19 protein-coding genes and 2 tRNA genes are annotated in these 21,578 nt (G+C 66.9%); 8 read left to right on the top strand and 13 right to left on the bottom strand.

Annotated features, from left to right (window positions below; genetic code table 11):
• The first annotated feature begins 278 nt into the window (after positions 1-278).
• Together ACSLGO_RS11740 and ACSLGO_RS11735 are read left to right on the top strand one after the other, a co-directional pair.
• Positions 279-1,220, top strand: a complete 942-nt coding sequence (locus ACSLGO_RS11740; protein WP_263126967.1) for a LysR family transcriptional regulator — start codon at positions 279-281, stop codon at positions 1,218-1,220.
• Between the two features lie 78 nt (positions 1,221-1,298).
• On the top strand, positions 1,299-2,393 hold the full coding sequence (locus tag ACSLGO_RS11735; protein WP_091604266.1) for an FUSC family protein: 1,095 nt from the start codon (positions 1,299-1,301) through the stop codon (positions 2,391-2,393).
• Here ACSLGO_RS11735 and ACSLGO_RS11730 read toward each other — a convergent pair.
• Positions 2,390-3,478, bottom strand: coding sequence for an App1 family protein (locus ACSLGO_RS11730; RefSeq protein ID WP_436401172.1), 1,089 nt, complete (start codon positions 3,476-3,478; stop codon positions 2,390-2,392). The genes ACSLGO_RS11735 and ACSLGO_RS11730 overlap by 4 nt on opposite strands.
• Positions 3,479-3,597: 119 nt before the next feature.
• Complete coding sequence (locus ACSLGO_RS11725) at positions 3,598-4,668, bottom strand: fatty acid desaturase family protein (RefSeq protein ID WP_091604261.1); 1,071 nt, start codon at positions 4,666-4,668, stop codon at positions 3,598-3,600.
• A gap of 227 nt (positions 4,669-4,895) precedes the next feature.
• Between ACSLGO_RS11725 and ACSLGO_RS11720 the strand changes: the two genes are divergently transcribed.
• The 4 genes from ACSLGO_RS11720 (at position 4,896) to ACSLGO_RS11705 (ending at position 9,353) form a co-directional block, all read left to right on the top strand.
• Complete coding sequence (locus tag ACSLGO_RS11720) at positions 4,896-5,858, top strand: patatin-like phospholipase family protein (RefSeq protein ID WP_436401171.1); 963 nt, start codon at positions 4,896-4,898, stop codon at positions 5,856-5,858.
• 42 nt (positions 5,859-5,900) lie between these two features.
• Positions 5,901-6,686, top strand: coding sequence for a MerR family transcriptional regulator (locus tag ACSLGO_RS11715; protein WP_263126972.1), 786 nt, complete (start codon positions 5,901-5,903; stop codon positions 6,684-6,686).
• Between the two features lie 79 nt (positions 6,687-6,765).
• Positions 6,766-8,010 (top strand): amino acid deaminase/aldolase, encoded by a 1,245-nt coding sequence (locus tag ACSLGO_RS11710; protein ID WP_436401236.1) that lies wholly within the window; start codon positions 6,766-6,768, stop codon positions 8,008-8,010.
• On the top strand, positions 8,007-9,353 hold the full coding sequence (locus tag ACSLGO_RS11705; protein ID WP_436401170.1) for a D-arabinono-1,4-lactone oxidase: 1,347 nt from the start codon (positions 8,007-8,009) through the stop codon (positions 9,351-9,353). Before ACSLGO_RS11710 ends, ACSLGO_RS11705 begins: the two co-directional genes overlap by 4 nt.
• A 4-nt stretch (positions 9,354-9,357) precedes the next feature.
• Here the strand turns inward: ACSLGO_RS11705 and ACSLGO_RS11700 are convergent, their stop codons facing one another.
• Positions 9,358-10,845: an MDR family MFS transporter gene (locus tag ACSLGO_RS11700; RefSeq protein WP_436401169.1), complete on the bottom strand. Its 1,488-nt coding sequence runs from the start codon at positions 10,843-10,845 to the stop codon at positions 9,358-9,360.
• A 253-nt stretch (positions 10,846-11,098) separates the two neighbouring features.
• On the opposite strand from ACSLGO_RS11700, the gene ACSLGO_RS11695 reads away from it, so the two are divergent.
• Positions 11,099-11,797, top strand: coding sequence for a lysoplasmalogenase family protein (locus ACSLGO_RS11695; RefSeq protein ID WP_436401168.1), 699 nt, complete (start codon positions 11,099-11,101; stop codon positions 11,795-11,797).
• Here the strand turns inward: ACSLGO_RS11695 and ACSLGO_RS11690 are convergent.
• Entirely contained in the window at positions 11,794-12,696 is a 903-nt protein-coding gene (locus tag ACSLGO_RS11690) for an NUDIX domain-containing protein (protein WP_436401167.1), read from the bottom strand. The genes ACSLGO_RS11695 and ACSLGO_RS11690 overlap by 4 nt on opposite strands.
• A 140-nt stretch (positions 12,697-12,836) precedes the next feature.
• Here ACSLGO_RS11690 and ACSLGO_RS11685 point away from each other — a divergent pair, with 140 nt between their 5' ends.
• Positions 12,837-13,931, top strand: coding sequence for a saccharopine dehydrogenase family protein (locus ACSLGO_RS11685; RefSeq protein ID WP_436401166.1), 1,095 nt, complete (start codon positions 12,837-12,839; stop codon positions 13,929-13,931).
• 58 nt (positions 13,932-13,989) lie between these two features.
• On the opposite strand, the gene ACSLGO_RS11680 is transcribed toward ACSLGO_RS11685, so the two are convergent.
• The 9 genes from ACSLGO_RS11680 to obgE all read right to left on the bottom strand — a co-directional run bounded on the left by ACSLGO_RS11680 (position 13,990) and on the right by obgE (position 21,496).
• Positions 13,990-14,065 (bottom strand) — tRNA-Ala (locus ACSLGO_RS11680).
• A gap of 70 nt (positions 14,066-14,135) precedes the next feature.
• Positions 14,136-14,208: transfer RNA gene (locus ACSLGO_RS11675), tRNA-Ala, on the bottom strand.
• A 179-nt stretch (positions 14,209-14,387) separates the two neighbouring features.
• Positions 14,388-14,774: a ribosome silencing factor gene (gene rsfS, locus ACSLGO_RS11670; RefSeq protein WP_325787181.1), complete on the bottom strand. Its 387-nt coding sequence runs from the start codon at positions 14,772-14,774 to the stop codon at positions 14,388-14,390.
• A gap of 18 nt (positions 14,775-14,792) precedes the next feature.
• Positions 14,793-16,265 carry a hypothetical protein gene (locus ACSLGO_RS11665; protein ID WP_436401165.1) on the bottom strand — a complete coding sequence of 491 codons (1,473 nt, stop codon included), beginning with the start codon at positions 16,263-16,265 and terminating at the stop codon, positions 14,793-14,795.
• 25 nt (positions 16,266-16,290) lie between these two features.
• Positions 16,291-16,947 carry a nicotinate-nucleotide adenylyltransferase gene (nadD, locus tag ACSLGO_RS11660; RefSeq protein ID WP_091604238.1) on the bottom strand — a complete coding sequence of 219 codons (657 nt, stop codon included), beginning with the start codon at positions 16,945-16,947 and terminating at the stop codon, positions 16,291-16,293.
• A 30-nt stretch (positions 16,948-16,977) separates the two neighbouring features.
• On the bottom strand, positions 16,978-17,211 hold the full coding sequence (locus ACSLGO_RS11655; RefSeq protein WP_091604235.1) for a hypothetical protein: 234 nt from the start codon (positions 17,209-17,211) through the stop codon (positions 16,978-16,980).
• Positions 17,212-17,317: 106 nt separating this feature from the next.
• On the bottom strand, positions 17,318-18,634 hold the full coding sequence (locus ACSLGO_RS11650; RefSeq protein ID WP_263126980.1) for a glutamate-5-semialdehyde dehydrogenase: 1,317 nt from the start codon (positions 18,632-18,634) through the stop codon (positions 17,318-17,320).
• Positions 18,631-19,872, bottom strand: coding sequence for a glutamate 5-kinase (gene proB, locus ACSLGO_RS11645; RefSeq protein ID WP_377955396.1), 1,242 nt, complete (start codon positions 19,870-19,872; stop codon positions 18,631-18,633). The genes ACSLGO_RS11650 and proB overlap by 4 nt, the downstream gene beginning before the upstream one ends.
• 52 nt (positions 19,873-19,924) lie before the next feature.
• The gene (gene obgE / locus ACSLGO_RS11640) at positions 19,925-21,496 is read right to left on the bottom strand and encodes a GTPase ObgE (RefSeq protein WP_091604229.1); all 1,572 of its coding nucleotides are present in this window, start codon (positions 21,494-21,496) and stop codon (positions 19,925-19,927) included.
• Positions 21,497-21,578 lie beyond the last annotated feature (82 nt).

The following is a 21,578-nucleotide window of genomic DNA, read 5'->3' as shown; positions in this document are numbered from 1 at the left end:
GACAGCCGATGCCCTACCCCTAGATGATGTATTACAAGTATGTCATTCGACACGTCCGTCGTCCACAGTTTCTGCACAGGAAGAGCCGTGGATTTACGTGGGATTCCGCTGGGAAACAGGTACTTCTCCACAGCCTGTGGAGACCGGGTGCACAGGCTGTGGGGCTGGCGGAATGATCGCGTGTCGCCGCTGCTGGGCGTGTCGCGCGTAGTACCTGCCACCACTAGATATTGTGGTCGACGTCGATCCGACTCACCACAGAGGGGAAAACGACGGCCGTGGTCAATCCGATCCACCTCAAGACCCTGCTCGAAGTCATGCGCAGCGGGTCCTTCGCAGCAGCCGCAGTGCACCTCGGCTACACCGCCTCCGCCGTTTCCCAGCAGATGTCCGCACTGGAGCGCGAGACCGGAACCACCCTCTTCGAGCGGTCCGCGCGCGCGGCAGTGCCTACGGAAGCCGCCGTCGTCATGTCCCGCCACGCCGCCAAGGTGCTGACCGACATGGACGCGCTGCTGGCCGCCGCGGCCCGCGCGGAAGCCGGCACCGGGCACGAACTGCGCCTGGGCATCTTTCCCAGCCTCGCCACTTTCGCCCTCCCCCGGCTCGTGGGGTCCCCGGACTGGAAGGACCTGGGGATTGACCTGAAGATCTTCGTGGCCGAGCCCGGGCAGACAATCCAGGGGCTCCGCAGCGGCGGGGAACTGGATGTGGCACTGGTGTTCCAGGTGGGACAGGGCGGCCTGGCCTGGCCCGGGACCGTGAGCCGGCAATGGCTTGGGGATGACAACTTCCGTGTGGTGCTTCCCGAGGCATGGGGAATCCGGCCGGGCGCCAAGGTCACCGCCGAACAGCTGTCGGACATGCCGTGGATCATGCACCACCCGGGCACTCCGGATGCGCTCGTCATTGAACGGCTGTTCGCCAGCTGCAGCCTCCACCCGAGGGTGGCTGCCTACTGCGACGACTTCAATGCCAGCCTGGAGATGGCCGCCGCGGGCATCGGGGCCGCGCTGGTACCGGAACTGGCCATGCTGAACCACAGCCGCGGCGTCGTAGTCCTTGACGTCCCGGAGATCCGGCTGGCCCGGAGCATCTTTGCCCTGGTCATCAACGACCGGCAGGGTCCGCGTACCAGGGTCTTCCTGGACCGGCTGGCCGATGTGCTGGAAGGCATCAGCATCTCGCCCTCCCCCGGCCCGGCTCCTCCGCCGCGGTAGGCAGCCGGGCGGCTGGCCCGGGCAGTGGGACAGGTCGCATAAATCGACGGCCCGGCAGGCAGCAGGCATACTGGCCAAATGGCTCTCCGCGGCAAGTCCTTGCCCAAACCGTCCCTGGCAGCCGTGTCCAACCGGCTCACCGGGATGCTGCGCTACACCCGCTTCCAGCTCGCGGTGAAGGCGGCCGTGGCAGTCGGCATCGCCTGGAGCATCGCCCCGCTGATTCCCGGAGTCGCCTCCGAGTACCCGTATTACGCGCCCCTGGGCGCCCTGGTCAGTATGTATCCGACGGTCGCCGGCACGGCACGGGCGGGAATCCAGACCCTGATTGGCCTCGTCAGCGGAATCGGCCTGGCCCTGATCGCCCTTTTGTTTGGCGGACCCACCGTGTGGACCATCTCCCTGATTGTGGGACTCGGCGTGCTGCTCGCCGGCATTCCCCGGCTCGGCGCAGGGCGGGACTACCTGCCGGTCGCGGCACTGTTCGTGCTGGTACTGGGCGGCGACGACGCCGACGGTTACTCCTACGGCTACGCCGTACAGATGCTCGTGGGCGTTCTCGTGGGCCTAACCGTCAACGCAGTGCTCTATCCGCCGCTGCACCTGAACGGCGCGGTGGACGGACTGGCCTCGCTGCGGCTTACCCTGGCCCGCCAGCTGCGGGAAATGGGCATGGCCGTTGGCGAGTCGTGGCCGCCGGAGCACGAGGACTGGTCCAACCGCCGCACGGAGCTGATTTCCTTCAGCCGCGAAGTCCGGGAAGCGGTGCAGCTGGCCGACTCCAGCCGCCACGGCAACCTTCGGCGGCGGCGCCACCAGCGTGACCTGAATGCAGATTTCCGTGCGCTGCGCGCCATGGAACGCGTCACGCTCTATGTGGAGGACATGACAGAGGTCCTGGCCACGGCCATCTGGACCTCGCCGGAGGAAACTCCGGTTCCCGGGACGGTGTCCGAGGCACTGGAACGCGCCATGCTCACGTCCGCGGACGCCGTCGAAACCTGGGACGCCGATGCGCAGGAGTACGCCGAGGCGGTCAACGCCGTCCGGGAGCTCGTCAGCACCATGAACGGACAAGCGTCACCGGACACCCCGATGGACGCCACCGCCTCGCTGGCGATGAGCCTGCGGCGCATCATGCGCACCATCCGCACGGAGGAAGACCAGCCTTAGCCGGCCTCGGGCAGGATCCCCTTCTCCATCAGCTGCCGGGACATTCCTGCACCGTCCGGAGCGTAGATCCAGGGAATGTCCCGCGGCGGGGCGCCCGGACCGGATGACCGTCCGCCGGCCAGGACGGCCTCGCTCGGGGAAAGTTCCCGAATGGCCACGGCCTGCACGTTCTGTGGATGGGTCCGGCTGAACTCCGCATAGATTGCCTCATCATGCTGGCCGTTGTCTCCGATGAGGAGCCAGCTGATGTCCGGGAATTCCTTGGCCAGACGCTCAAGCTGGGTGCGTTTGTGCTCCGGACCGCTTCGGAACCAGCGGTCACGGGTGGGGCCCCAGTCAGTGAGCAGCAGCGGCCCGGCCGGGTACAGGTTGCGGGTGATGAAGCGCGTCAGGGTTGCGGCTACGTTCCACGCCCCGGTGGAGAGGTAGAAAACCGGTCCGCCTTCGTTCTCCCGCATCAGCCGGTCCATCAGCACTGCCATCCCCGGGGTGGGAGTCCTGGCATGCTCATCGAGGACAAAGGTGTTCCACGCGGCGAGGAAGGGACGCGGCAGGGCAGTGACCATGATGGTGTCGTCGATATCGGATATGACGCCCGTCGTGGCCGCCGGATCGACGATGTAGACCGGGGAGGCAACCGGTGCGGCGTCGGGCTCTGCCTCCGGACGCAGCGTAATGCTCTGCCAGCCCGGCGCCAGGGATGCCGGAAGTACGGCGTCGATGACACCGCCGCGGTCTGCGGTGACAAGGTGTTTTTCATCGCCGATTTCGACGCAGACGACGGCGTCGTTGACCGGCGGGCTGATGAAGTTCCGCCACCCGCGCACCCCGTCACGCAGCGCCTGCGCGGTTCCGGTGCGGGCCGAGAGTTTGCCCGGCTTGGCCAGGACCACCCTGCCCAGCACCCGCACCCAGGTAGTCGAGCCGTACCCGGTGAAGGACAGCACCGTTTGCACGCCCCCGCGTTTGCGGGCAGCGTTCATGCGGGTGGAGTGGATCCGGTCCTCGAGCCTGGCACCAATGTGCATTGCCTGGTCCTTGGTGCGTTTAACGGCGGGCAGTCCGGCTACGGAAGTTGAAGGCATGCCCCCAGTCTTGCAGACAGCCAGGGCACTTTATATCCGGCTTCGGCTCCGGACAACGCAAAAGGACGGCCCCCCGGACCGGGAGCCGTCCCTGCCTGCCTGTTCCGGCAGCCCGTGGCCTAGCGGTACTGGGACCGCACCGGGCAGTCGAACGGATCGCGGGCGGAAAGACCCACGCGGTTCAGATAGCGGACCACAATCGCATAGGACTGCGTCAGCGTTGCCTCGGTGTACGGAATCTTGTGCTTGGCGCAGTGCTCTTTCACGATTTCCGAGGCACGGGCCAGATGCGGGCGCGGCATGCTCGGGAACAGGTGGTGCTCCACCTGGTAGTTCAGTCCGCCCATGAACGTGTTCATGCCGCGGCCGGTGATGTTACGCGAGGTCAGGACCTGGCGGCTGAGGAAGTCAACCTTGGAGTCACGCGGAATCAGCGGCATGCCCTTGTGGTTCGGCGCGAAGGACGCGCCCATGTAGACACCGAAGACGCCGAGCTGGACGCCGAGGAAGGCGAACGCCATACCCACGGGCAGGAAGAAGAACACTGCGGCCACGTAGAGGCCCAGGCGCAGGAAGACCATGGTGATCTCCGTGTAGCGGCCCTTGACTTTGTTCTTGGAGAACAGGTGCCGGATGGAGGTTGCATGCAGATTGATGCCTTCGAGCAGCAGCAGCGGGAAGAACAGCCAGCCCTGGCGGCGGGTCAGCCACGCCAGAAAACCCTTGCGGGTTTCGGCCTGCTCAACCTGGAAGGAGATGGTGTCCATCTCGATGTCCGGGTCCTTGCCCACCGTGTTGGGGTTGGCATGGTGCCGGGTGTGCTTGTTCATCCACCACTGGTAGCTGATGCCTACGACGGCGTTGGCGAGGAATCGACCGGCGCGGTCATTCGCGGGACCGGACTCGAATACCTGGCGGTGGGAAGCTTCATGGGAAATAAAGGCAAGCTGCGTGAACAGGATGCCCAGTGCTGCTGCGATCAGCAGCTGGAACCAGCTCTCCCCTATCAGGAAGAAGCCGGTGCCGGCAGCGATGAGGCCGGCGCAGAGGAACACGAAGGTGGTGATGTAGAAAGCACGGCGCCGCTTGAGCAGCCCTTCGTCGCGGATGATCTTCAGCAGCGCTGAATAGCTGCTGGCAACAGCGTTCTCGCGGTTCCTCGTGGTACGTGGTTGTGCAGCAATGCTCATAAGCGCCTCTGGAGTCTCTTCGACTTCCCAGCCGCGTAGTAGAGCAAATGCCCTGTAGATGTGGCAAGCGTAACCCGGAATACTGGCAATACGCTGTGACCGCTCCGTAACAAAGAGGTTCCGGCCGTTGGCTGGCGGAACGGGCGCGCACCGTTGACCGGCTCCGAGGCCGGCAGCCAGCATGGCTCCCACGTACCGCCACGCCCGCCACAACCCTGGGAGCCGCAATGATTCGAGTCCTTTCACTTGACGGCGGCGGAATCCGGGGAATCCTCCCTGCCTACTGGCTTGCCGCCCTCGAGGAACAAACCGGAAAACCGGTCTCCCAACTCTTTGACGTAGTGGTCGGAACGTCAACCGGGGGAATCCTGGCCCTGGGGCTCACCAGCCCCGGCACGAACGGCGTGCCGCCCACCGCCGCTGAATTGCTCAGCCTCTACGTTGACCACGGAGCGGAGATCTTCTCCGGCACCGGGCAGGAACCCCGCGGCACCGTTTCCCCGGGCCCGAAGGCCCGCTACTCCTCCGAGCCCCTGCGCCGGTACCTGAATGGCTTCTTTGGGGACCTGCCGCTTTCCGCGGCCCTGAAACCGGTGGCAGTTGTGACGGTGGACATCCGCAACGTCGCCGGGCTGCTCTTCAGCGGCGGAGGGCTTGGCCAGGACCCGCTCGGGGACGCACCGATGCAGCTCGCGGCACTGGCGACGTCGTCCGCCCCCACCTATTTTGAACCGGTGCCTTACCGCGGGCCGGACGGCGTGGACCGGCTGCTGGTGGACGGCGGGCTGGCCGCGAACGATCCTGCCTTTGTGGGGTTCGCCATCGCCGTGGTGCAGCAGCGCACGGTCCGGAAAGGTGAGGACATCCTGCTGGTGTCCATGGGAACCGGCCTGCAGAACGGTGGAGAGTCCCTTGAGCCCAATGCGGTGTCCCAGCTGGCACACCCTGAGCAGCTCGCCGCCCTGGAACCGATCATCGAGTCCCTGTATGGAGCACCCGGCCGCCTCACCCGAAACCTGCTGGGCCTCGCCCTTGGCGAGCGGTACGTGCGCCTGCAGGTCCCGCTGCTGCCCGGCGTCGGGCATGCCCTGGACGATGCCAGTCCGGAGAACATCGGCGGTCTGCTGCGAACCGCCGCAACGCTGACAGCTGCCGGCGAGCTGCGGGACCTGGCAGCACTGCTCAGCTGAACCGTTTGACATTGACGCTGCGTCAACCCTTAGCGTTGCAGTATGAACACGCACAGCGCGGAACCGGCACGTGAGTTCAGCGTGCAGGACGTGGCGCGCCGGGCCGGCATCACCAGCCGGACGCTTCGGCACTATGACGCGATTGGCCTTCTGCCCCCTGCGCGGACCGGCAGCAATGGCTACCGCTACTACGGACGCGATTCCCTGGTACGGCTGCAGCGCATCCTGCTGCTGCGCGAACTGGGGTTGGGCCTGCCGGAAATCGCCGGCGTCCTGGAACGCCGCGAAGACCCCGCGGCGGCACTGCGGAACCACCTGGCCTGGCTGGAGAAAGAACAGGACCGGCTGCTGCGGCAGGCCGCATCGGTCCGGAAGACCATCACAGCATTGGAGAAAGGACAGCAGATCATGCCCGAGGAAACCTTCGACGGATTCGACCATACCCAGTACAAGGATGAGGTTGAAAGCAGATGGGGGACGCAAGCGTACGCGCGCTCCGAGAAATGGTGGAAGAACATGGACGACGGCGAGCGCGCCGCCTGGCAGGAACAAACGCAGGAACTGGGGCGGGCCTGGTCAGAGGCCGCTGAACAGGGAGCTGATCCCACCGGCCCCGTGGCGCGCGGACTCGCGGAACGGCACGTCGCGTGGCTGAAGAGCGTCCCGGGAGCTCCCACGGGTGAGGGAGAGCTGGATGGCTACGTCCGCTCCCTCGCGGAAATGTACGTGTCGGATCCGCGGTTCGCGGCGAACTACGGCGGGGACGGCGGCGCAGCCTTCGTCCGGTCTGCGCTCCTGGCCTATCTGGGAGACGAACCTCAGCCTTAAACGCACGTGCCGCCGCTAGGATCCAGGCATGGAAGATACCGGTTCCCCCGATGTCCTGCGTTCCGGACCGAGCGGCACGATGCTGGACCTGGCCGCCGGCGCCATCGCCGGCCCCGACGCCGAACCCTGGCTGAACCCGGATGCCTACTGGGCATCGCTGACCGGCGCGGTGGCCGGGATTCCCGCTCCTGCCGCGGTACTGGAACTGAATGCCCTGCGCTGGAACACCCGTGACCTGGTGCGCCGCGCCGCGGGAGTACCCCTGCGAATCGCCAGCAAGTCCCTCCGGGTGCGCGGGGTGCTTCAGTCGCTGCAGCAGGTGCCGGGCATTTCCGGAATCCTTGCCTTCACGCTCGCGGAAGCCCTGTGGCTCGCCCGGGACTTCGACGACGTGGTGGTGGGCTACCCAACCGCGGACCGGGAAGCGCTGCGCCGCCTCGCGGGGGACGAACTGCTGGCCTCCCGGGTCACGCTGATGGTCGACGGCGAGGAGCAGCTTGACCTGATCGACGCCGTGCTGCCCCCGGCCAGCCGCTGCACGCTGCGGATCTGCCTGGACGCCGACGCTTCCTGGCGCTCACGGCTGTTCGGCTTCATCGGCACACGCCGCTCTCCCCTGCAGACCCCGGCACAGGTTGCCGAGCTTGGCCGCGCGGTCGCTTCCAGGCCCGGATTCCGGCTGGTGGGCCTGATGATGTATGAAGCGCAGGTGGCCGGCGTAGGGAACGCTGTCCCCGGTGCCGCCGTCCGCAACCGGCTCATGCGCCTGGTCCAGAACCGGTCCATGGCCGAACTCACCGCCCGGCGCGGTCGGATCGTGCAGGCACTGGGCGAGCTGGCCAACCTCGAGTTCGTCAACGGCGGCGGCACCGGCTCGGTTGAAGCCACGGCCGCTGATCCGGCGGTCACGGAAATCACCGCCGGATCCGGTATCTTTGCCGGACACCTGTTCAATAACTACCGGTCCTTTTCGCCCGCCCCGGCAGCCGCCGTCGCCCTGGATGTGGTCCGGCGCCCGGGTCCCGGGTTTACCACGGTGCTTGGCGGGGGGTGGATCGCCTCCGGCCCTCCCGGTTCCAGCCGGGTACCGCAGATTGCGTGGCCCCGGGGCCTGCGCCTGCTGCCGCGGGAGGGTGCCGGAGAGGTCCAGACGCCGCTCGCAGGACCGGCAGCGGGCGGTCTCAGGCCCGGAGACCGCGTCTGGCTGCGACACGCTAAATCCGGAGAACTGTCCGAGCGGGTGAATGAGTTCCATCTGGTCAGGGACGGGCAGGTGGCAGCCGTCCTGCCGACGTACCGCGGCGAAGGCAAGGCCTTCCTGTGAAACGGGTCGATCCCAGCCCGGACATCCGGCGCGGGCCGGTGAAGGGACGCAGCTGGCAGAACTGGGCCAGGACCGTCCGGGTCCGGCCGCAGCGGATCCAGGTTCCGGCGTCGGTCGCTTCCCTGCAGCGCGCCGTGGCGGGCGCTGCCGCGGAAGGACTGCGGGTGAAGGCCGTGGGCGCCGGGCATTCATTCACCGGGATCGCGGAAGCGCCGGATGTGCTGCTGGACCTCTCCCGGCTGCAGGGACTGGTGAGCGCTGATCCGGGAACGGGCCGGGTGACACTGCTGGCCGGCACCCGCCTGCATGCGGTTCCGCGGCTGCTGGCTCCCTACGCCCTGGCGATGCCGAACCTGGGCGACATTGACCGGCAGTCGACCGCCGGCGCCGTTTCCACCGGCACCCACGGCACCGGTGCCGGATTCGGCGGGCTGTCCACCCAGGTTTGCGGGCTGGTCCTCATCCAGCCCGACGGCGGCCGCCTCAGCCTGCCGGAGGGGGACCCGCTGCTCCCGGCCGCTGCCCTGGGACTCGGAGCGCTGGGGATTATTGCCGAGGTCACGCTGCAGTGCGTGCCGGCATTCCTCCTGCGTGCCGAGGAACGTTCGGAATCCCTCGAGACCGTCGTCTCCGGTCTGGCCGATCGGGTGGAAGAAGCGGACCACTTCGAGTTCTACTGGTTTCCGCACACCGGCCGGGCCGCCACGAAGACCAATACCCGCCTGCCCGCCTCTTCTCCCCCGGCCCCGCTGCCGCCGCTGCGCCGCTGGGTTGATGATTCGCTGCTCTCCAACACTGTGTTCCGGGCTACCTGCGCCGCCGGTTCGGCGATACCCGCGATGGTTCCGGCCGTGAACCGGGTGGCGGCCGCAGCGCTCGGCGGCCGCGAATACACGGACCGGTCTTCCCGGGTTTTCACCCAGGACCGGACGGTGCGGTTCCGTGAAATGGAGTACGCCGTTCCCGCACAGAACCTGCCTTCCGCCTTCGCCGGTCTGCGGCAGCTCGTGGCGGACAATCCGCACTGGCGGATCTCTTTCCCGGTGGAAGTCCGCTGGGCGGCCGCGGATGACCGCTGGCTCTCCACGGCGTACGGCCGGGACACCGCCTACATCGCCGTACACCGCTATTACCGCGAAGACCCCGGCGAGTATTTCGCCGCTTTCGAAGCACTGATGCTGGCCCACGGAGGCCGGCCGCACTGGGGCAAGGAACACAGCCTCGGTGCGGTGAGTCTGGCGGAACGCTATCCGCTCTTTGGCCGGTTCGTCCGCCTGCGCGATGACCTGGACCCTGACCGGGTTTTCACGAACGCTTACCTGGACCGGGTGCTGGGTCCCTGACCGTTTAGTGGGTTCCTCCCGGTTCGGCAGGGGCGGCGTTCTTCGGCCGGCGCACCAGGAAGGACACCGCCAGGGCGCCAACTGACACCACGGCGCCCCAGAAGAAGGCAGTATGCACGCCCGCGGCTGCAGCCTCGACGGCGTCGGCACCGTTGCTGAGCGCGTCCGCGGTTCCGGTGGTCATGAGGGTGATGAACACTGCCGTTCCGGCGCCTCCCGCCAGCTGCTGCAGGGTATTCAGGATCGCGCTGCCATGGGAGTAGAGGGAACGGTCCAGGGACCCCAGCGAGGACGTGAACAGCGGGGTGAAGATGAACCCAAGACCGGCGTTCAGCAGGCAGTGCAGGGCGATCACCAGGGCAACCGGAGTGCCCTGGTCCAGCATGGTGAGTCCCCACAGGGCGGAGGTAAGCACCAGCGCTCCGGGGATCACCAGCGGGCGGGGGCCAACGCGGTCATAGAGCCGGCCCACGATCGGCGACAGGACAGCCATCACGACGCCGCCGGGCAGCAGCAGCAGCCCGGTATCCAGGGCGGTCAGGCCGAGGACGTTCTGCAGGTAGAGGGGCAGGACAATCAGGGCACCGAAGAGTGCCATCATGCTGATCAGGACCATGATGATTGCGACGACGAACGGCCGGCTGGAGAACGTCCGCAGGTCCATCAGCGCACGGTCACTGCGCTGCAGGAACAGCTGCCGGGCAACGAAGGCGGCCAGCGAGAGTGCGCCCAGGGCTACGGGGATCCACACCGGGACAGGTGCCTCGCCGGCAGCCGCTTCGCCAATGCTGCTCAGCCCGAAAATCAGGCCGCCGAAGGCAACCGTGGACAGCAGGATGGAGAGCACGTCAAACGGCGTCCGCCTGGTCTCGGTCAGGTTCTGTACCTTCAGCGCTCCAAGTCCCAGCGCCAGGAGGGCGATCGGCAGGACGAGCCAGAACATCCAGCGCCAGTCGAGCACACTGAGGATGAGGCCTGAGACGGTGGGGCCGATTGCCGGAGCCACCGCGATGACAATGGAGATGGTGCCCATGATGGTGCCGCGCCGGTGGACCGGGACGGTGTTCAGCACGGTTGTCATCAGCAGCGGAATCATGATGGCCGTGCCGCTGGCCTGGATGATCCTGCCGCCCAGAAGCATTCCGAACCCCGGGGCGAGGGCAGCCAGCAGCGTCCCTGCGCTGAACAGTGACATGGCAGCCAGGAACAGGGCGCGCATGGTGAAGCGCTGGAGCAAGTAGCCCGTAGCCGGAATGACTACGGCCATGGTCAGCATAAAACCGGTGGTGAGCCACTGGGCCGTGGGCGCCGTGATCTGCAGGTCCGCCATCAGCCGGGGCAGTGCCACGCTCATGATGGTCTCATTCAGGATCACCACGAAGGATGAGACCAGCAGCAGCCCAATCACGGTCTTGGTTCGTGCATCCAGGCGGTCCGTGCCGGGGCTGTGGTCGTTTGCCGGACGCAGGGCCGGGCGGGTTTCGGTACTCAAGGGTGAAGATATCCTCTGCGGGGTTCTTGGTGCTGGCTGACACAGCGGAAAAGTCCGGCTCTGCGCGGCGGCAACGCCGGCTGCGTCCGGCCCGTTCCGGGCCGCGCACCTCAGGAGTAACGCGCGTACCAGCGCTTTCATTCCTGCAGCAGGCCAGCTGGGTTGCCACGACTCATCTTACGGGCCCCGTGGCGCGCCGCTCCGAGGCAGCAACGTTCGTTTAGGATGCTCAAGCCGATCCAAAGGAGTGTCCGTGTCCACTGCCCCTGCCCGTAACCAGGTCCAGGCAGCGCCGCTCAACTGGTGGTGGGCGTTTGCTCCGTTTGCCGCCATGTCCGCGGTGCACGTGGCCGCCCGCGCCGTCGAAGCCGACTGGCTGGCCGCATCCACCAAGCTGACGCTCATGCCGCTGCTGGCCGCTGCAGCACTGTGGGGCCTGCGCGGCCGGTGGCAGAACGGTCCGGCGGCCCTGGTCCTCGCTGCCCTGCTCTTTTCCTGGATTGGCGACGGCGCAGCCGCCCTGCTTCCCCGGCTTCCCGAACTGCCGGTGATGCTGGGCGCTTTTGGCCTGGCGCACCTGTGTTACATCAGGCTGCTCTGGAAGTACGCGTCGGTGCGCGGCTTCCCCCGCTGGGCGCTGGTCTTCCCGCTGTGGTGGGCCGCCATGCTCCTGGTACTTTGGCCGTCGCTGGGATCCCTGGCTCCCGCCGTCGCGCTTTACGGTGCGGTGCTTGGCGGAACGGCAGCCACGGCGGCCCGCTGCAGCCCGCTGATCGCCGCCGGCGGTGTGCTCTTCCTGGGCTCGGACACCATTCTTGCCTTCCGCATCTTCATGCCTGAGTCGATGCCGGACATCACCAGCGCGCTCGTGATGCTGACGTACTGCGCCGGACAGGGCATGATCGTCGCGGGTTTCCTGCGCACCTTCTGCCGCCCCGGGATCCGGGCCTAGGACTCCAGCACGGTACGCAGTTCTCCGGCACCCGCCACGTGGGCGCCCAGTGCCCGGCAGGTTTCGGCAAGCGCCCGGTCACTGGTGTCGACACTTACCGTGCGCCCCTCGGCTGCCAGCCGGCGCACAGCCTCCACGACGGCGTCGTCCCCGGAGCCTTCGGCACGGATGATCTCCAGGCCGCTTGTGTCCCTGGCCGTACGTGCCCGGCCCTCAAGCACCACCGTGATCTCCGGGTACCAGAGGTCTTCCGGGAGTCCCAGCAGGTCTGCCGGCATACCAGCCGGCCCGCGTCCTGCCAGGGCTTCAAGGATCCTTTCTGCCGCGGCGGCGCGGTCCTTCCACCAGCCGTCGGGAACGGTGCCCACCAGGTTGGCGGCGTCAACAACCAGCGCCGGCCGGATTCCCAGCAGTGGCCGCAGCCGCTGCCATGCCTCGGCAAAGGCCGGATGCAGCGGCAGCCCGTCCACGTTCTCCGGTGCCACCCATGCCAGTTCCACGCTCTCCTGGTCACTGATCACCGGGTCGAACGGTTGTTCAACATCGGCCATGAGCGTGGCATAGGACCAGATGCCCAGGTCAAGGACACTCATAAACCTGGGGCGCAGTGAAGCGGGCGGAACGCCGGCTTCCTCGGTGGACTCCCGCAGCGCCGCATCGAGTGCCGACTCACCCTGGTGCCTGGCACCGCCGGGCAGCGCCCAGGTACCGCCGTGGTGACTCCATGAAACCCGGTGCTGGAGCAGGATGCCGCGGCCGGGATCGCAGGCGAGCAGCCCTGCTGCACCGAACCTGCCCCAATACCGTTGTCCGTCGGGGGCTACAACCCAGGCATCGCCGGCGTCGCGTGGTCCGTGCGGGCGGCGGGGCTCTCCGGGAGCCGGGGGTTCAATCGTCATCCCACCCAGCCTGCCACACGGCTCCCCGGGTCCGCTGAACGTTGCTGTTTAGATCCAGCCTGCGCCGCTAGACTGCGCGTACTGTGCGCGTCACTGCCCGGTGTCAGCGCCTGGGCAATCCGAGGAGGCTGGAAACAGGGATGGCACCCAGGATCGTTGTTTTTGGAGCCTCCGGTTACACCGGCCGGCTGGTGGTCGCCTCGCTGCTTGCACGGGGCGTGGACCCTGTACTTGCGGGGCGCAGCGCAGCGTCGCTGCAGCCCCTCGCGGCTCCGAACGGCCTTACGTACCGGACTGCCGACGCCACTGACCCTTCCACTGTCCGGGCCCTGGTGGGAGCCGGAGACGTGCTCGTGTCCACGGTTGGTCCTTTCAGCAGGTACGGCTACGCGGCCGCCGCAGCTGCAGCCGACGCCGGCGCCCACTACGTAGACTCGACCGGCGAAGTCGATTTTGTCCAGCAGCTCCAGGAGCAGTTCTCGGACCGTGCTGCCGCAAACGGCGCCACCATGGTTCCCGCCTTCGGCTACGATTACGTGCCCGGAGTCCTGGCCGGCGCGCTGGCAGCGCAGGCAGCAGGCACACCCGGGGGTTACCTGCGCATCGGTTATTTTGCGCTTGGATCGCTGCGGCGCGGCATCAGTGGAGGGACGCGGGCAACCCTCGCGGAGGCGCTGACCCGCCCAACTGCGGTGTACCGCTCCGGCTCGCTGTTCACCCGCCGGATGGGAAGCGCCAGATACGAGTTCAGGGTGCAGGACCGGAGGAGGCAGGCCTTCCTCGCAATGGGCACGGAAGTACTGTTCCTGCCCGGGACCTACCCCGTCCTCGCCGCCGTGGAAGTCTACAACGGATGGTTTCCCGCGCTCGCCCGTGTGGCTGGACCGCTCACGCGTGCCGCCAGCGCCCTGCAGAGGCTGCCGGGTGGCCGAAAGGCCCTGGCCAGGGCTGCGTCTCTGCGAGGTTTGCCGGGCGGCGGTCCGGACGAACGCGAACGGTCCAGGTCCGGGAGCTACACGGTGGCAAACCTGTCGGACAGCCGCGGGTATACCGCCGTCGAGGTCCGTCTGCAGGGTCCCAACGTCTATACCCTGACCGGGGAGCTGCTCGCCGAAGCAGCCGTGGCACTCCGGGACGGACACGCCGGTGCGTCCGGAGTGCAGGGGCCGGTGGGCGCGTTCGGCCTCGAAGGGCTGACGGCCCTTAGCGCGCGGGCCGGACTGCGGGTCCTGTGAACCGGCTCCCGGCGTTAACGAAAAACCACCCCGGTCCGAAGACCGGGGTGGATTGATGTGGTGGAGCTGAGGGGACTCGAACCCCTGACCCCCTGCATGCCATGCAGGTGCGCTACCAGCTGCGCCACAGCCCCAATTCAGTTGTATTGTCCACCGAATGGCATTCATTCAGCCCTAGATGCCGGCTGCCCGGCGTTCTATCGGTGGAGCTGAGGGGACTCGAACCCCTGACCCCCTGCATGCCATGCAGGTGCGCTACCAGCTGCGCCACAGCCCCGGATTACCCGTACCAGTACAGGCAGTTTTCGGATGTTTCTTCAGTCCGGTTCTTTCCCTCCGGGCCGAAGCAACTCCTCTACTTTAGTACAGATGGGCCACAGTGCAAAATCAAACTACACCTATGAAATTCAGGCGGTGCGGAGCAGTTCCGGTAGTCCTGCCCCGCACCCGGATAGCTTATTCCTGCCCGGAAGCCGGCTCGGAGTCAGGCAGCTGGAGGTCCACTGAGGGGCAGTCCTTCCAGAGGCGCTCAAGAGCGTAAAAGACGCGGTCTTCCTCATGCTGTACGTGCACCACCACGGTGGCGTAATCAAGTAGTACCCAGCGGCCTTCGCTCCGGCCCTCGCGGCGGACGGGCTTCAGCCCTTCCTTGGCGAGTTCCTCTTCGACGCCGTCCACGATCGCGTTGACCTGGCGTTCGTTGGAGGCCGAAGCGATGAGGAAGATGTCCGTGATGGCCAGCCGTTCGCTCACATCGATGGCTACGATGTCGTCGGCCAGCTTGTCCGAAGCCGCTTTGGCTGCGGTCCGGGCAATACTCATGGATGATTCGGTGGCGCTCACATGTCTCCTAGTTTGGTATCAGCTGCCAAAGCCGCCGACGATCATTAGTACTCCGATGGTGAGGGCAATAAGCCCTACACCCACGATTCCCAGGGATACAAACCGTATCCTCCGAGTGCGGCCGAGGCCTGCGGTCATGACATCCAGCGGGTCCAGGCCGAAGGCGCTGCGGGCACCCACGGGCTTGGCACCCTGGTCAACTTCCAGTGGTGCGTTCACCAGGGCGTCGGCACGGGCCAGGATCTTGGAATGGCGCACTTCCGCACGGGCGGCGGGGGCGGATTCCTCCAGCCTGGCGGGCCGGCGTTCGGTCCCTGGCCTCGCTGCCGGAGCCATCCGTCCTGCGGGCGGCTTGCGCGCAGCAGGGTTCGACGACGTCACTACGGGCACGTGCGAAGTGGCCGGTGGCCGCATCACCGGACGCTCGAGCCCGGGCACCTCCACGAATTCAAGGGGGGTCACCATGGCCAGGTTGTGCGCGGTGGTGGGGTCCGAGGGTGATGAGCGGCGCTGCTCATTTTCCTGGGCCAGGCGCTGCATGTTCTGCGTCCTGCGGTTGAGCACAGCCGCGCGTTCAGCCAACGCCCGCTGCTGTGCCAGCAGTTCGAGGTCCACGGCATGCGGGTCGGACTGCTGGAGCGCTTCCATTGCAGCAACCTGGTTGCGGGCCTGGTGCTTCAGAGCTTCGCGGGCAGCCAGCGCCTGCTCCACCGTCATGTTGGCAATATCGGCGTTCGGTTCCGGCGCGGGCTGCCGCTCCTCCGCCGCCTGTGCTCCTGCCGCCGAGTCTTCGCGGACTGCTGGAGCGCGTTGGGGAGCAGGAGTTAGGGGTTTGACGACGGGCGCCTGGACGGCGGACGCTTCCGCAGCCTTTTCGTTCGGTGCAGGTTCCTCGGCCGTTCCAGGTTCCTCGGCCGTTCCAGGTTCCCCGGCCGGTTCGGATGTGTCCGCAGATGCGGCCTTGCCGGAGGGAGCCTCGCCGGCTGCGGCCCGGCCCGCCGCTGCGTCATGTTCTGCTGCGTCATGGGCGGGTACAGCTGCCGGATCAGCTGCTGCCGCGGCACGCCGGCGTTCCCGGCGGGTTCCCGGCTGGGGCGCGGAGTTCTTGCCGGCAGCTGTTCCGTCCCTGCGGCCCTGCCGGGACGCTGGAGCATCGTTCCGCTGTTCTGCCGCGGGCGGCTGCTGCCGGTCCGCCGGTTCGGCCGGTGGGGCATTCTTCCGGGCGGCGGCCTCCTGCGCGGCGGCCTGCTGGGCGGCGGCCTGCTGGGCGGCGGCCTGCTGGGCGAGACGGAGCTGCCGACGGGTTGGCGGGTTGGCATCAGCCGCATCAGGCCGGGGCTGGCTGTCCGTCAGCGCTTTGTAAGCGCGCAGTGCCTCGCGGTCCCTGGCCCGCTGCTGGGACTCCCGTTCCTGCGCTCCGGCAGCAGTCCCGGTGCCGGCCGCGCGGCGGCTGCGTCGGGGTGCGTCTGCGGACTCTGGACCGTTCGTCATTTCCTACCCATCAGGTGTTGATTGCTCAGGCTACTGGCTCAGTGGTGGCGGGCCTCGTCTGCTGCTGAACAGGGGTGTACAGGTTGTGCTTGGCGATGTACTGGACCACGCCGTCCGGCACCAGGTACCAGACGGGCTCCGATGCCGCCACGCGCGCCCGGCAGTCTGTCGAAGAGATGGCCATCGCCGGAACCTCCAGGAGACTGACGTCATCGCGGCCCATGTTCTGCAGTTCATGCCCGGGCCTCGTGACGCCCACGAAGTGGGCCAGGGACCACAGTTCCTGGACGTCCTTCCACGAAAGGATCTGCGCCATCGCATCGGCGCCGGTGATGAAGAACAACTCTGCGTCCGGGCGCGCATGGCGCAGATCCCTCAGCGTATCAATCGTGTAGGTGGGTCCCGGACGGTCGATGTCCACGCGGCTGACCTTGAAGCGCGGATTCGACGCGGTGGCGATGACCGTCATCAGGTACCGGTGTTCAGCCGGGGTGACCTCCTGGGCGGACTTGTGCCACGGCTCGCCGGTGGGCACGAAGACGACTTCATCCAGGTCGAAAACCGAGGCCACTTCACTTGCGGCTACGAGGTGGCCGTGGTGGATGGGATCGAACGTCCCGCCCATCACGCCCAGCCGGTAGGGACGCGGGCTTTTCGCCTGCTCCTGATCTGCGCTTTCCATGGTCCCAGCCGGTTCAGCTGCTCCCGAAGCCTATTCGGGGATGCCCTGGCCGTGGTCGTGCTTGTTCGGGAACTGGCGCTGGGGATCAACGTGTTCCGGCACCGCTTCATGGCGGTGGCCAAGGCTGGTGAATGCCATGGTCGCGAACATCAGCACCATGAAAATCGCAAAGATCACTCCGCCGTACACGAACGGCGACGTTTCGGCGTGTTCTTCGGCAACTTCGGCCGCCATCAGCGCAGCACTGGAAAGCTGGATCAGCATGAATCTCCCTAAATCAACCGCCGGGCATCCCGGCGGAGCATCGTTTCTAGATCAATGGTACGCGTACGGGGCGATAACTCCGCAGTCCGCACGCCTGCAGCCCTGCCTAGGCGCGCACCTGGCCATCGCCCTGGATGATCCACTTGGTGGTGGTCAGTTCCTTCAGTCCCATGGGTCCGCGCGCATGCATCTTCTGCGTGGAGATGCCTACCTCGGCACCGAGTCCCAGTTCGCCGCCGTCGGTAAACCGGGTGGAGGCGTTGACAATCACGGCCGCGGAATCGATCTCCGCGATGAAACGCTCGGCGTTCGCGAGGTCATTGGTGATGATCGCCTCGGTATGGCCGGTGGAGAAAGTCCTGATGTGCTCCAGCGCTTCGTCCATCGAGTCCACCATGGCCACGGCGAGGTCCAGGTCCATGTATTCCCGGCCCCAGTCCTCCTCCGTTGCCTCCAGCACCGCAGTGCCCTGCGGCAGGATTCCACGGATGCGCTCGTCCGCGTGCAGGCGGACTCCCGCAGCGGTCAGTGCCGAGAGCACTTCCCGAGCGGCAGCACAGTCAGCGTGTACCAGGAGGGTCTCCACGGTGTTGCAGACACTGGGGCGCTGGGTCTTGGCGTTCAGCAGGATGTCCACCGCCATCTCCTCGGGCGCGGTTTCGTCCAGGTAGATGTGGACGTTGCCTTCCCCAGTTTCGATGACAGGTACCGCCGCATTGGTGACCACGTTCTGGATCAGGTCCCTGCCACCACGCGGAATGAGGACATCAACCTTGCCGCGCGCCTTCATCAGGAAGTTCGCTCCCGGCCGCCCGAACTGGTCGATTGTCTGCACGGCGTCGGAGGGCAGCCCCACGGTGTCCAGTGAATCGCGGATCAGGTTCACGAGCACGGTATTCGTGGCTGCTGCCGCGCTGCCGCCGCGCAGGATCACGGCGTTGCCGCTCTTGAGTGCGAGTCCGGCAATGTCCAGGGTTACGTTGGGGCGGGCCTCGTAGATGGCTCCGACGACGCCCAAGGGAACGTGCACCTGGCGCATCCGCAACCCGTTGGGAAGTGTCTGACCGCGTGCCACCGAACCAACCGGGTCCGGCAGGCCGGCAAGGTTGCGCAGGGCGGAGGCGAGGGCATCGATACGCTCCGGGGTCAGCGTCAGCCGGTCGAGGAGCGCCTCCGACGTGCCGCTGGAACGCCCGCGCTCCACATCCTTGGCATTGGCGGCCAGGACGGCGTCACGACGCGCGACCACATCCTGCGCAATCTGTTCCAGTGCCAGGTCCTTCCACGCCCGGTTCGCGCGGGCCATCCGGCGGGAAGCGGCGCGGGCCCGGTCTGCGATGCTGTGGACTCCGGCTTCGACTTCCTCCGGCGTGGGCACGGATTCAGCGTTGCGGTTCACGGAAGCGGTCTCTTGGACGGTCATGCTCCCAGTGTAGCGGCGGCGCCGTCGTCCTGGAGGGTGCGTGACACAGGCTGAACCGCCGAAGAACCGTGCGGCTGGAGGATCACGAGGTCATTGACGTGTACCACCGAGCGTTCATAGCCGCGGCCGAATTCCTTCGCCAGTTCGCGCGTGGAACGTCCGAGCATCCGGGGCAGTTCATCGGACGCATAGTTGGTGAGGCCGTGGGCCAGGACCCGCCCGGATGTATCGGCCAGGGCCACCGGATCCCCGGGTTCGAAATGGCCTTCGACGGCCACGATTCCGGCCGGGAGCAGGGAACGGCGGCGCTCCCCCACGGCCCGCGCCGCGCCGTCGTCCAGGACGAGCGTTCCCTGGATGCGGGCCAGATGGGCCAGCCAGAGCAGGCGGATGGGCTGGCGGACGCCCCGCGTGGTGAACCAGGTACCCACGTCTTCGCCGGCCAGGGCCGCCGCTGCGTTTTCAGTGGAGGTAACCAGGGCGGGAATGCCGGACTGGGCGGCGATGGTCGCGGCCTCCACTTTGGTGACCATGCCCCCGGTACCCACGCCCGCTTTGCCGACCTTGCCGATCCGGACATCTTCCAGGTCCTTCATTCCGGTAACCTCCGGAATACGGCGGGCTCCGGCCGACGGCGGACCGTCGTAGAGGGAGTCGACGTCGGAAAGCAGGATCAGGGCGTCTGCCTTGACCAGGTGCGCCACCAGCGCGGCCAGGCGGTCATTGTCGCCAAAGCGGATCTCGTGACTGGCCACAGTGTCATTTTCGTTGACGATGGGCACGACGCCGAAGTTCAGCAGGCGTTCCAGCGCCCGGTGCGCATTGGCGTGGTGCGTGCGCCGCATGAGGTCTTCGATGGTCAGCAGGACCTGGCTGACCGTGACTCCGTGGCGACCGAACGCTTCCGTGTAGCGGGCCATCAGCAGGCCCTGCCCAACACTGGCAGCAGCCTGCTGGGTGGACAGCTGTGAGGGCCGCTTGGACAGCCCCAGCGGGGCCAGTCCGGCGGAGATGGCACCGGAGGACACGAGGATGACTTCGGTTCCTTGCCGGCGCCGCGCTGCCAGCACGTCCGCCAGCGAGGTCAGGGCCTCATCCGAGATACCGCCCGCAACCGACGTCAGGGAGGAGGACCCCACCTTAACGACGACGCGGCGGGCACGTGCCAGTCCGGCACGGGACATCAACGGGCGCTTGGGTGCGGCGGTGGACTTGGCTTCAGCGTTTTCTTTCCTCATGACCGAACCAGCCTATGCCCAAGCGGGCCCGTGCCCCGCGTCTGTGAAGCGATTAGTCGTCATCGCCCGATGTGGGGCGGGAGTGCTTGTAGTTCACCGACTCGGTCCAGATTCCAGCCTTGCGTTCGGCTTCCAGCTCCGCGCGGGCTGCCGCACGGGCATCCTTGCGCTTCTGGTGGTCTTCACGCTTCTCGTTGCGGGTGGGACGGGAGAACTCTTCGATGCGGATGTCCGAGCCGCGCGGGGACGCTGCAAGGAGCTCGGCTCCGCCGATCATGGTCGGCTCCCAGTCGAAGACAACGCCGTCGCCCTCGCCGATCACCACGGCGTCGCCGGGCTTTGCGCCTGCCTTGAAGAGCTGGTCTTCAACGCCAAGCTTCGCCAGGCGGTCCGCGAGGTAGCCCACGGCTTCGTCGTTGGTGAAGTCTGTCTGCTGGACCCAGCGCACGGGCTTCTCACCCAGGACGCGGAACAGCGGCTCCAGGTTCCGCTCTTCCCGCCGGATGGTGAATCCACCCTTGGCGTTGACGGAGCGGGGACGGACAACGGGGGGCGCGACGCGCGGCGGCGCCGTTTCCACGGCCTTGCGGGCCTCGGCGACGATGGCAGCCATCGCGAAGCCGAGTTCGCGCAGTCCCTCGTGGCTGGCCGCGGAGACCTCGAAGACACGATAACCGCGCTTCTCGAGTTCGGGACGGACGAATTCAGCCATGTCGCGGCCGTCAGGAACGTCCACCTTGTTCAGCGCCACCAGGCGGGGCCGCTGGTTCAAGGGCACGACGTCGCCGTCAGCACCGGCGTAGCTCATGTCCACTTCGTACTTTTCGAGTTCGGCCTCGATCACGTCGAGGTCCCCAAGCGGATCGCGGTCCGTTTCGAGGGCCGCGCAGTCCAGCACATGGACCAGGGCGGCGCATCGCTCAACATGCCGGAGGAAGTGGTGTCCCAGTCCCTTGCCCTCCGAAGCACCTTCAATCAGGCCGGGAACGTCCGCCACCGTGAACCGGACATCGCCGGCCTGGACAACGCCGAGGTTCGGAATAAGCGTAGTGAAGGGGTAGTCGGCAATTTTTGGCCGGGCAGCGGACATCGCAGCGATCAGGGAGGACTTGCCGGCGGACGGGAACCCAACCAGTGCAATGTCTGCGATGGACTTAAGTTCCAGGACGATGTCCCGCTCGTCGCCGGGGGTGCCGAGCAGGGCGAAGCCGGGGGCCTTGCGCTTCTGCGAGGAGAGCGAGGCGTTGCCCAGGCCGCCCTGTCCGCCTGCCGCGGCGATGTATTCGGCGCCCATGCCAACCAGGTCTGCAAGGACCTTGCCATCCTTGGTCTTGACGACGGTTCCTTCCGGTACGGAAAGCACCAGGGTCTCCCCCGTCTTGCCGGCGCGCCAGTCGCCCATGCCCGGTCCGCCGTTGCCAGCGTGGCGGTGCGGTGCGTGGTGGTAGTCCAGCAGGGTGGTGGTCTGGCCGTCAACGCGCAGGATGACGTCCCCGCCGTCCCCGCCGTTGCCGCCGTCGGGACCGCCAAGCGGCTTGAACTTCTCACGCTTTACGGACACGCAACCATGGCCGCCGGCACCGCCTGAAACATGCAGTACAACACGGTCTACAAAGCTGGCCATGGTTCTCCTTGTTGAAAAATTTTGGATCAAGCCAATTCTACTCGGCTTAAAAAAACAGTGGGGCGGGCCAACTGGCCCCCCC

Source organism: Arthrobacter sp. IK3, assembly GCF_051337705.1.
In the GTDB taxonomy this organism is placed as follows: Bacteria; Actinomycetota; Actinomycetes; order Actinomycetales; family Micrococcaceae; genus Arthrobacter_B; species Arthrobacter_B koreensis.
Note: the sequence above shows the minus strand (reverse complement) of the source record. Positions and strands in the feature narration are given on the sequence as shown.

Coding starts and splice junctions, on each gene's coding strand:
- ACSLGO_RS11715 (WP_263126972.1), top strand. CDS start 5,901: ATGAACACGCACAGCGCGGAACCGGCACGTGAGTTCAGCGTGCAGGAC.
- proB (WP_377955396.1), bottom strand. CDS start 19,872: ATGAGGAAAGAAAACGCTGAAGCCAAGTCCACCGCCGCACCCAAGCGC.
- ACSLGO_RS11730 (WP_436401172.1), bottom strand. CDS start 3,478: ATGCCTTCAACTTCCGTAGCCGGACTGCCCGCCGTTAAACGCACCAAG.
- ACSLGO_RS11735 (WP_091604266.1), top strand. CDS start 1,299: ATGGCTCTCCGCGGCAAGTCCTTGCCCAAACCGTCCCTGGCAGCCGTG.
- ACSLGO_RS11690 (WP_436401167.1), bottom strand. CDS start 12,696: ATGACGATTGAACCCCCGGCTCCCGGAGAGCCCCGCCGCCCGCACGGA.
- ACSLGO_RS11685 (WP_436401166.1), top strand. CDS start 12,837: ATGGCACCCAGGATCGTTGTTTTTGGAGCCTCCGGTTACACCGGCCGG.
- ACSLGO_RS11650 (WP_263126980.1), bottom strand. CDS start 18,634: ATGACCGTCCAAGAGACCGCTTCCGTGAACCGCAACGCTGAATCCGTG.
- nadD (WP_091604238.1), bottom strand. CDS start 16,947: ATGGAAAGCGCAGATCAGGAGCAGGCGAAAAGCCCGCGTCCCTACCGG.
- ACSLGO_RS11725 (WP_091604261.1), bottom strand. CDS start 4,668: ATGAGCATTGCTGCACAACCACGTACCACGAGGAACCGCGAGAACGCT.
- ACSLGO_RS11720 (WP_436401171.1), top strand. CDS start 4,896: ATGATTCGAGTCCTTTCACTTGACGGCGGCGGAATCCGGGGAATCCTC.
- ACSLGO_RS11710 (WP_436401236.1), top strand. CDS start 6,766: ATGCTGGACCTGGCCGCCGGCGCCATCGCCGGCCCCGACGCCGAACCC.
- obgE (WP_091604229.1), bottom strand. CDS start 21,496: ATGGCCAGCTTTGTAGACCGTGTTGTACTGCATGTTTCAGGCGGTGCC.
- ACSLGO_RS11655 (WP_091604235.1), bottom strand. CDS start 17,211: ATGCTGATCCAGCTTTCCAGTGCTGCGCTGATGGCGGCCGAAGTTGCC.
- ACSLGO_RS11665 (WP_436401165.1), bottom strand. CDS start 16,265: ATGACGAACGGTCCAGAGTCCGCAGACGCACCCCGACGCAGCCGCCGC.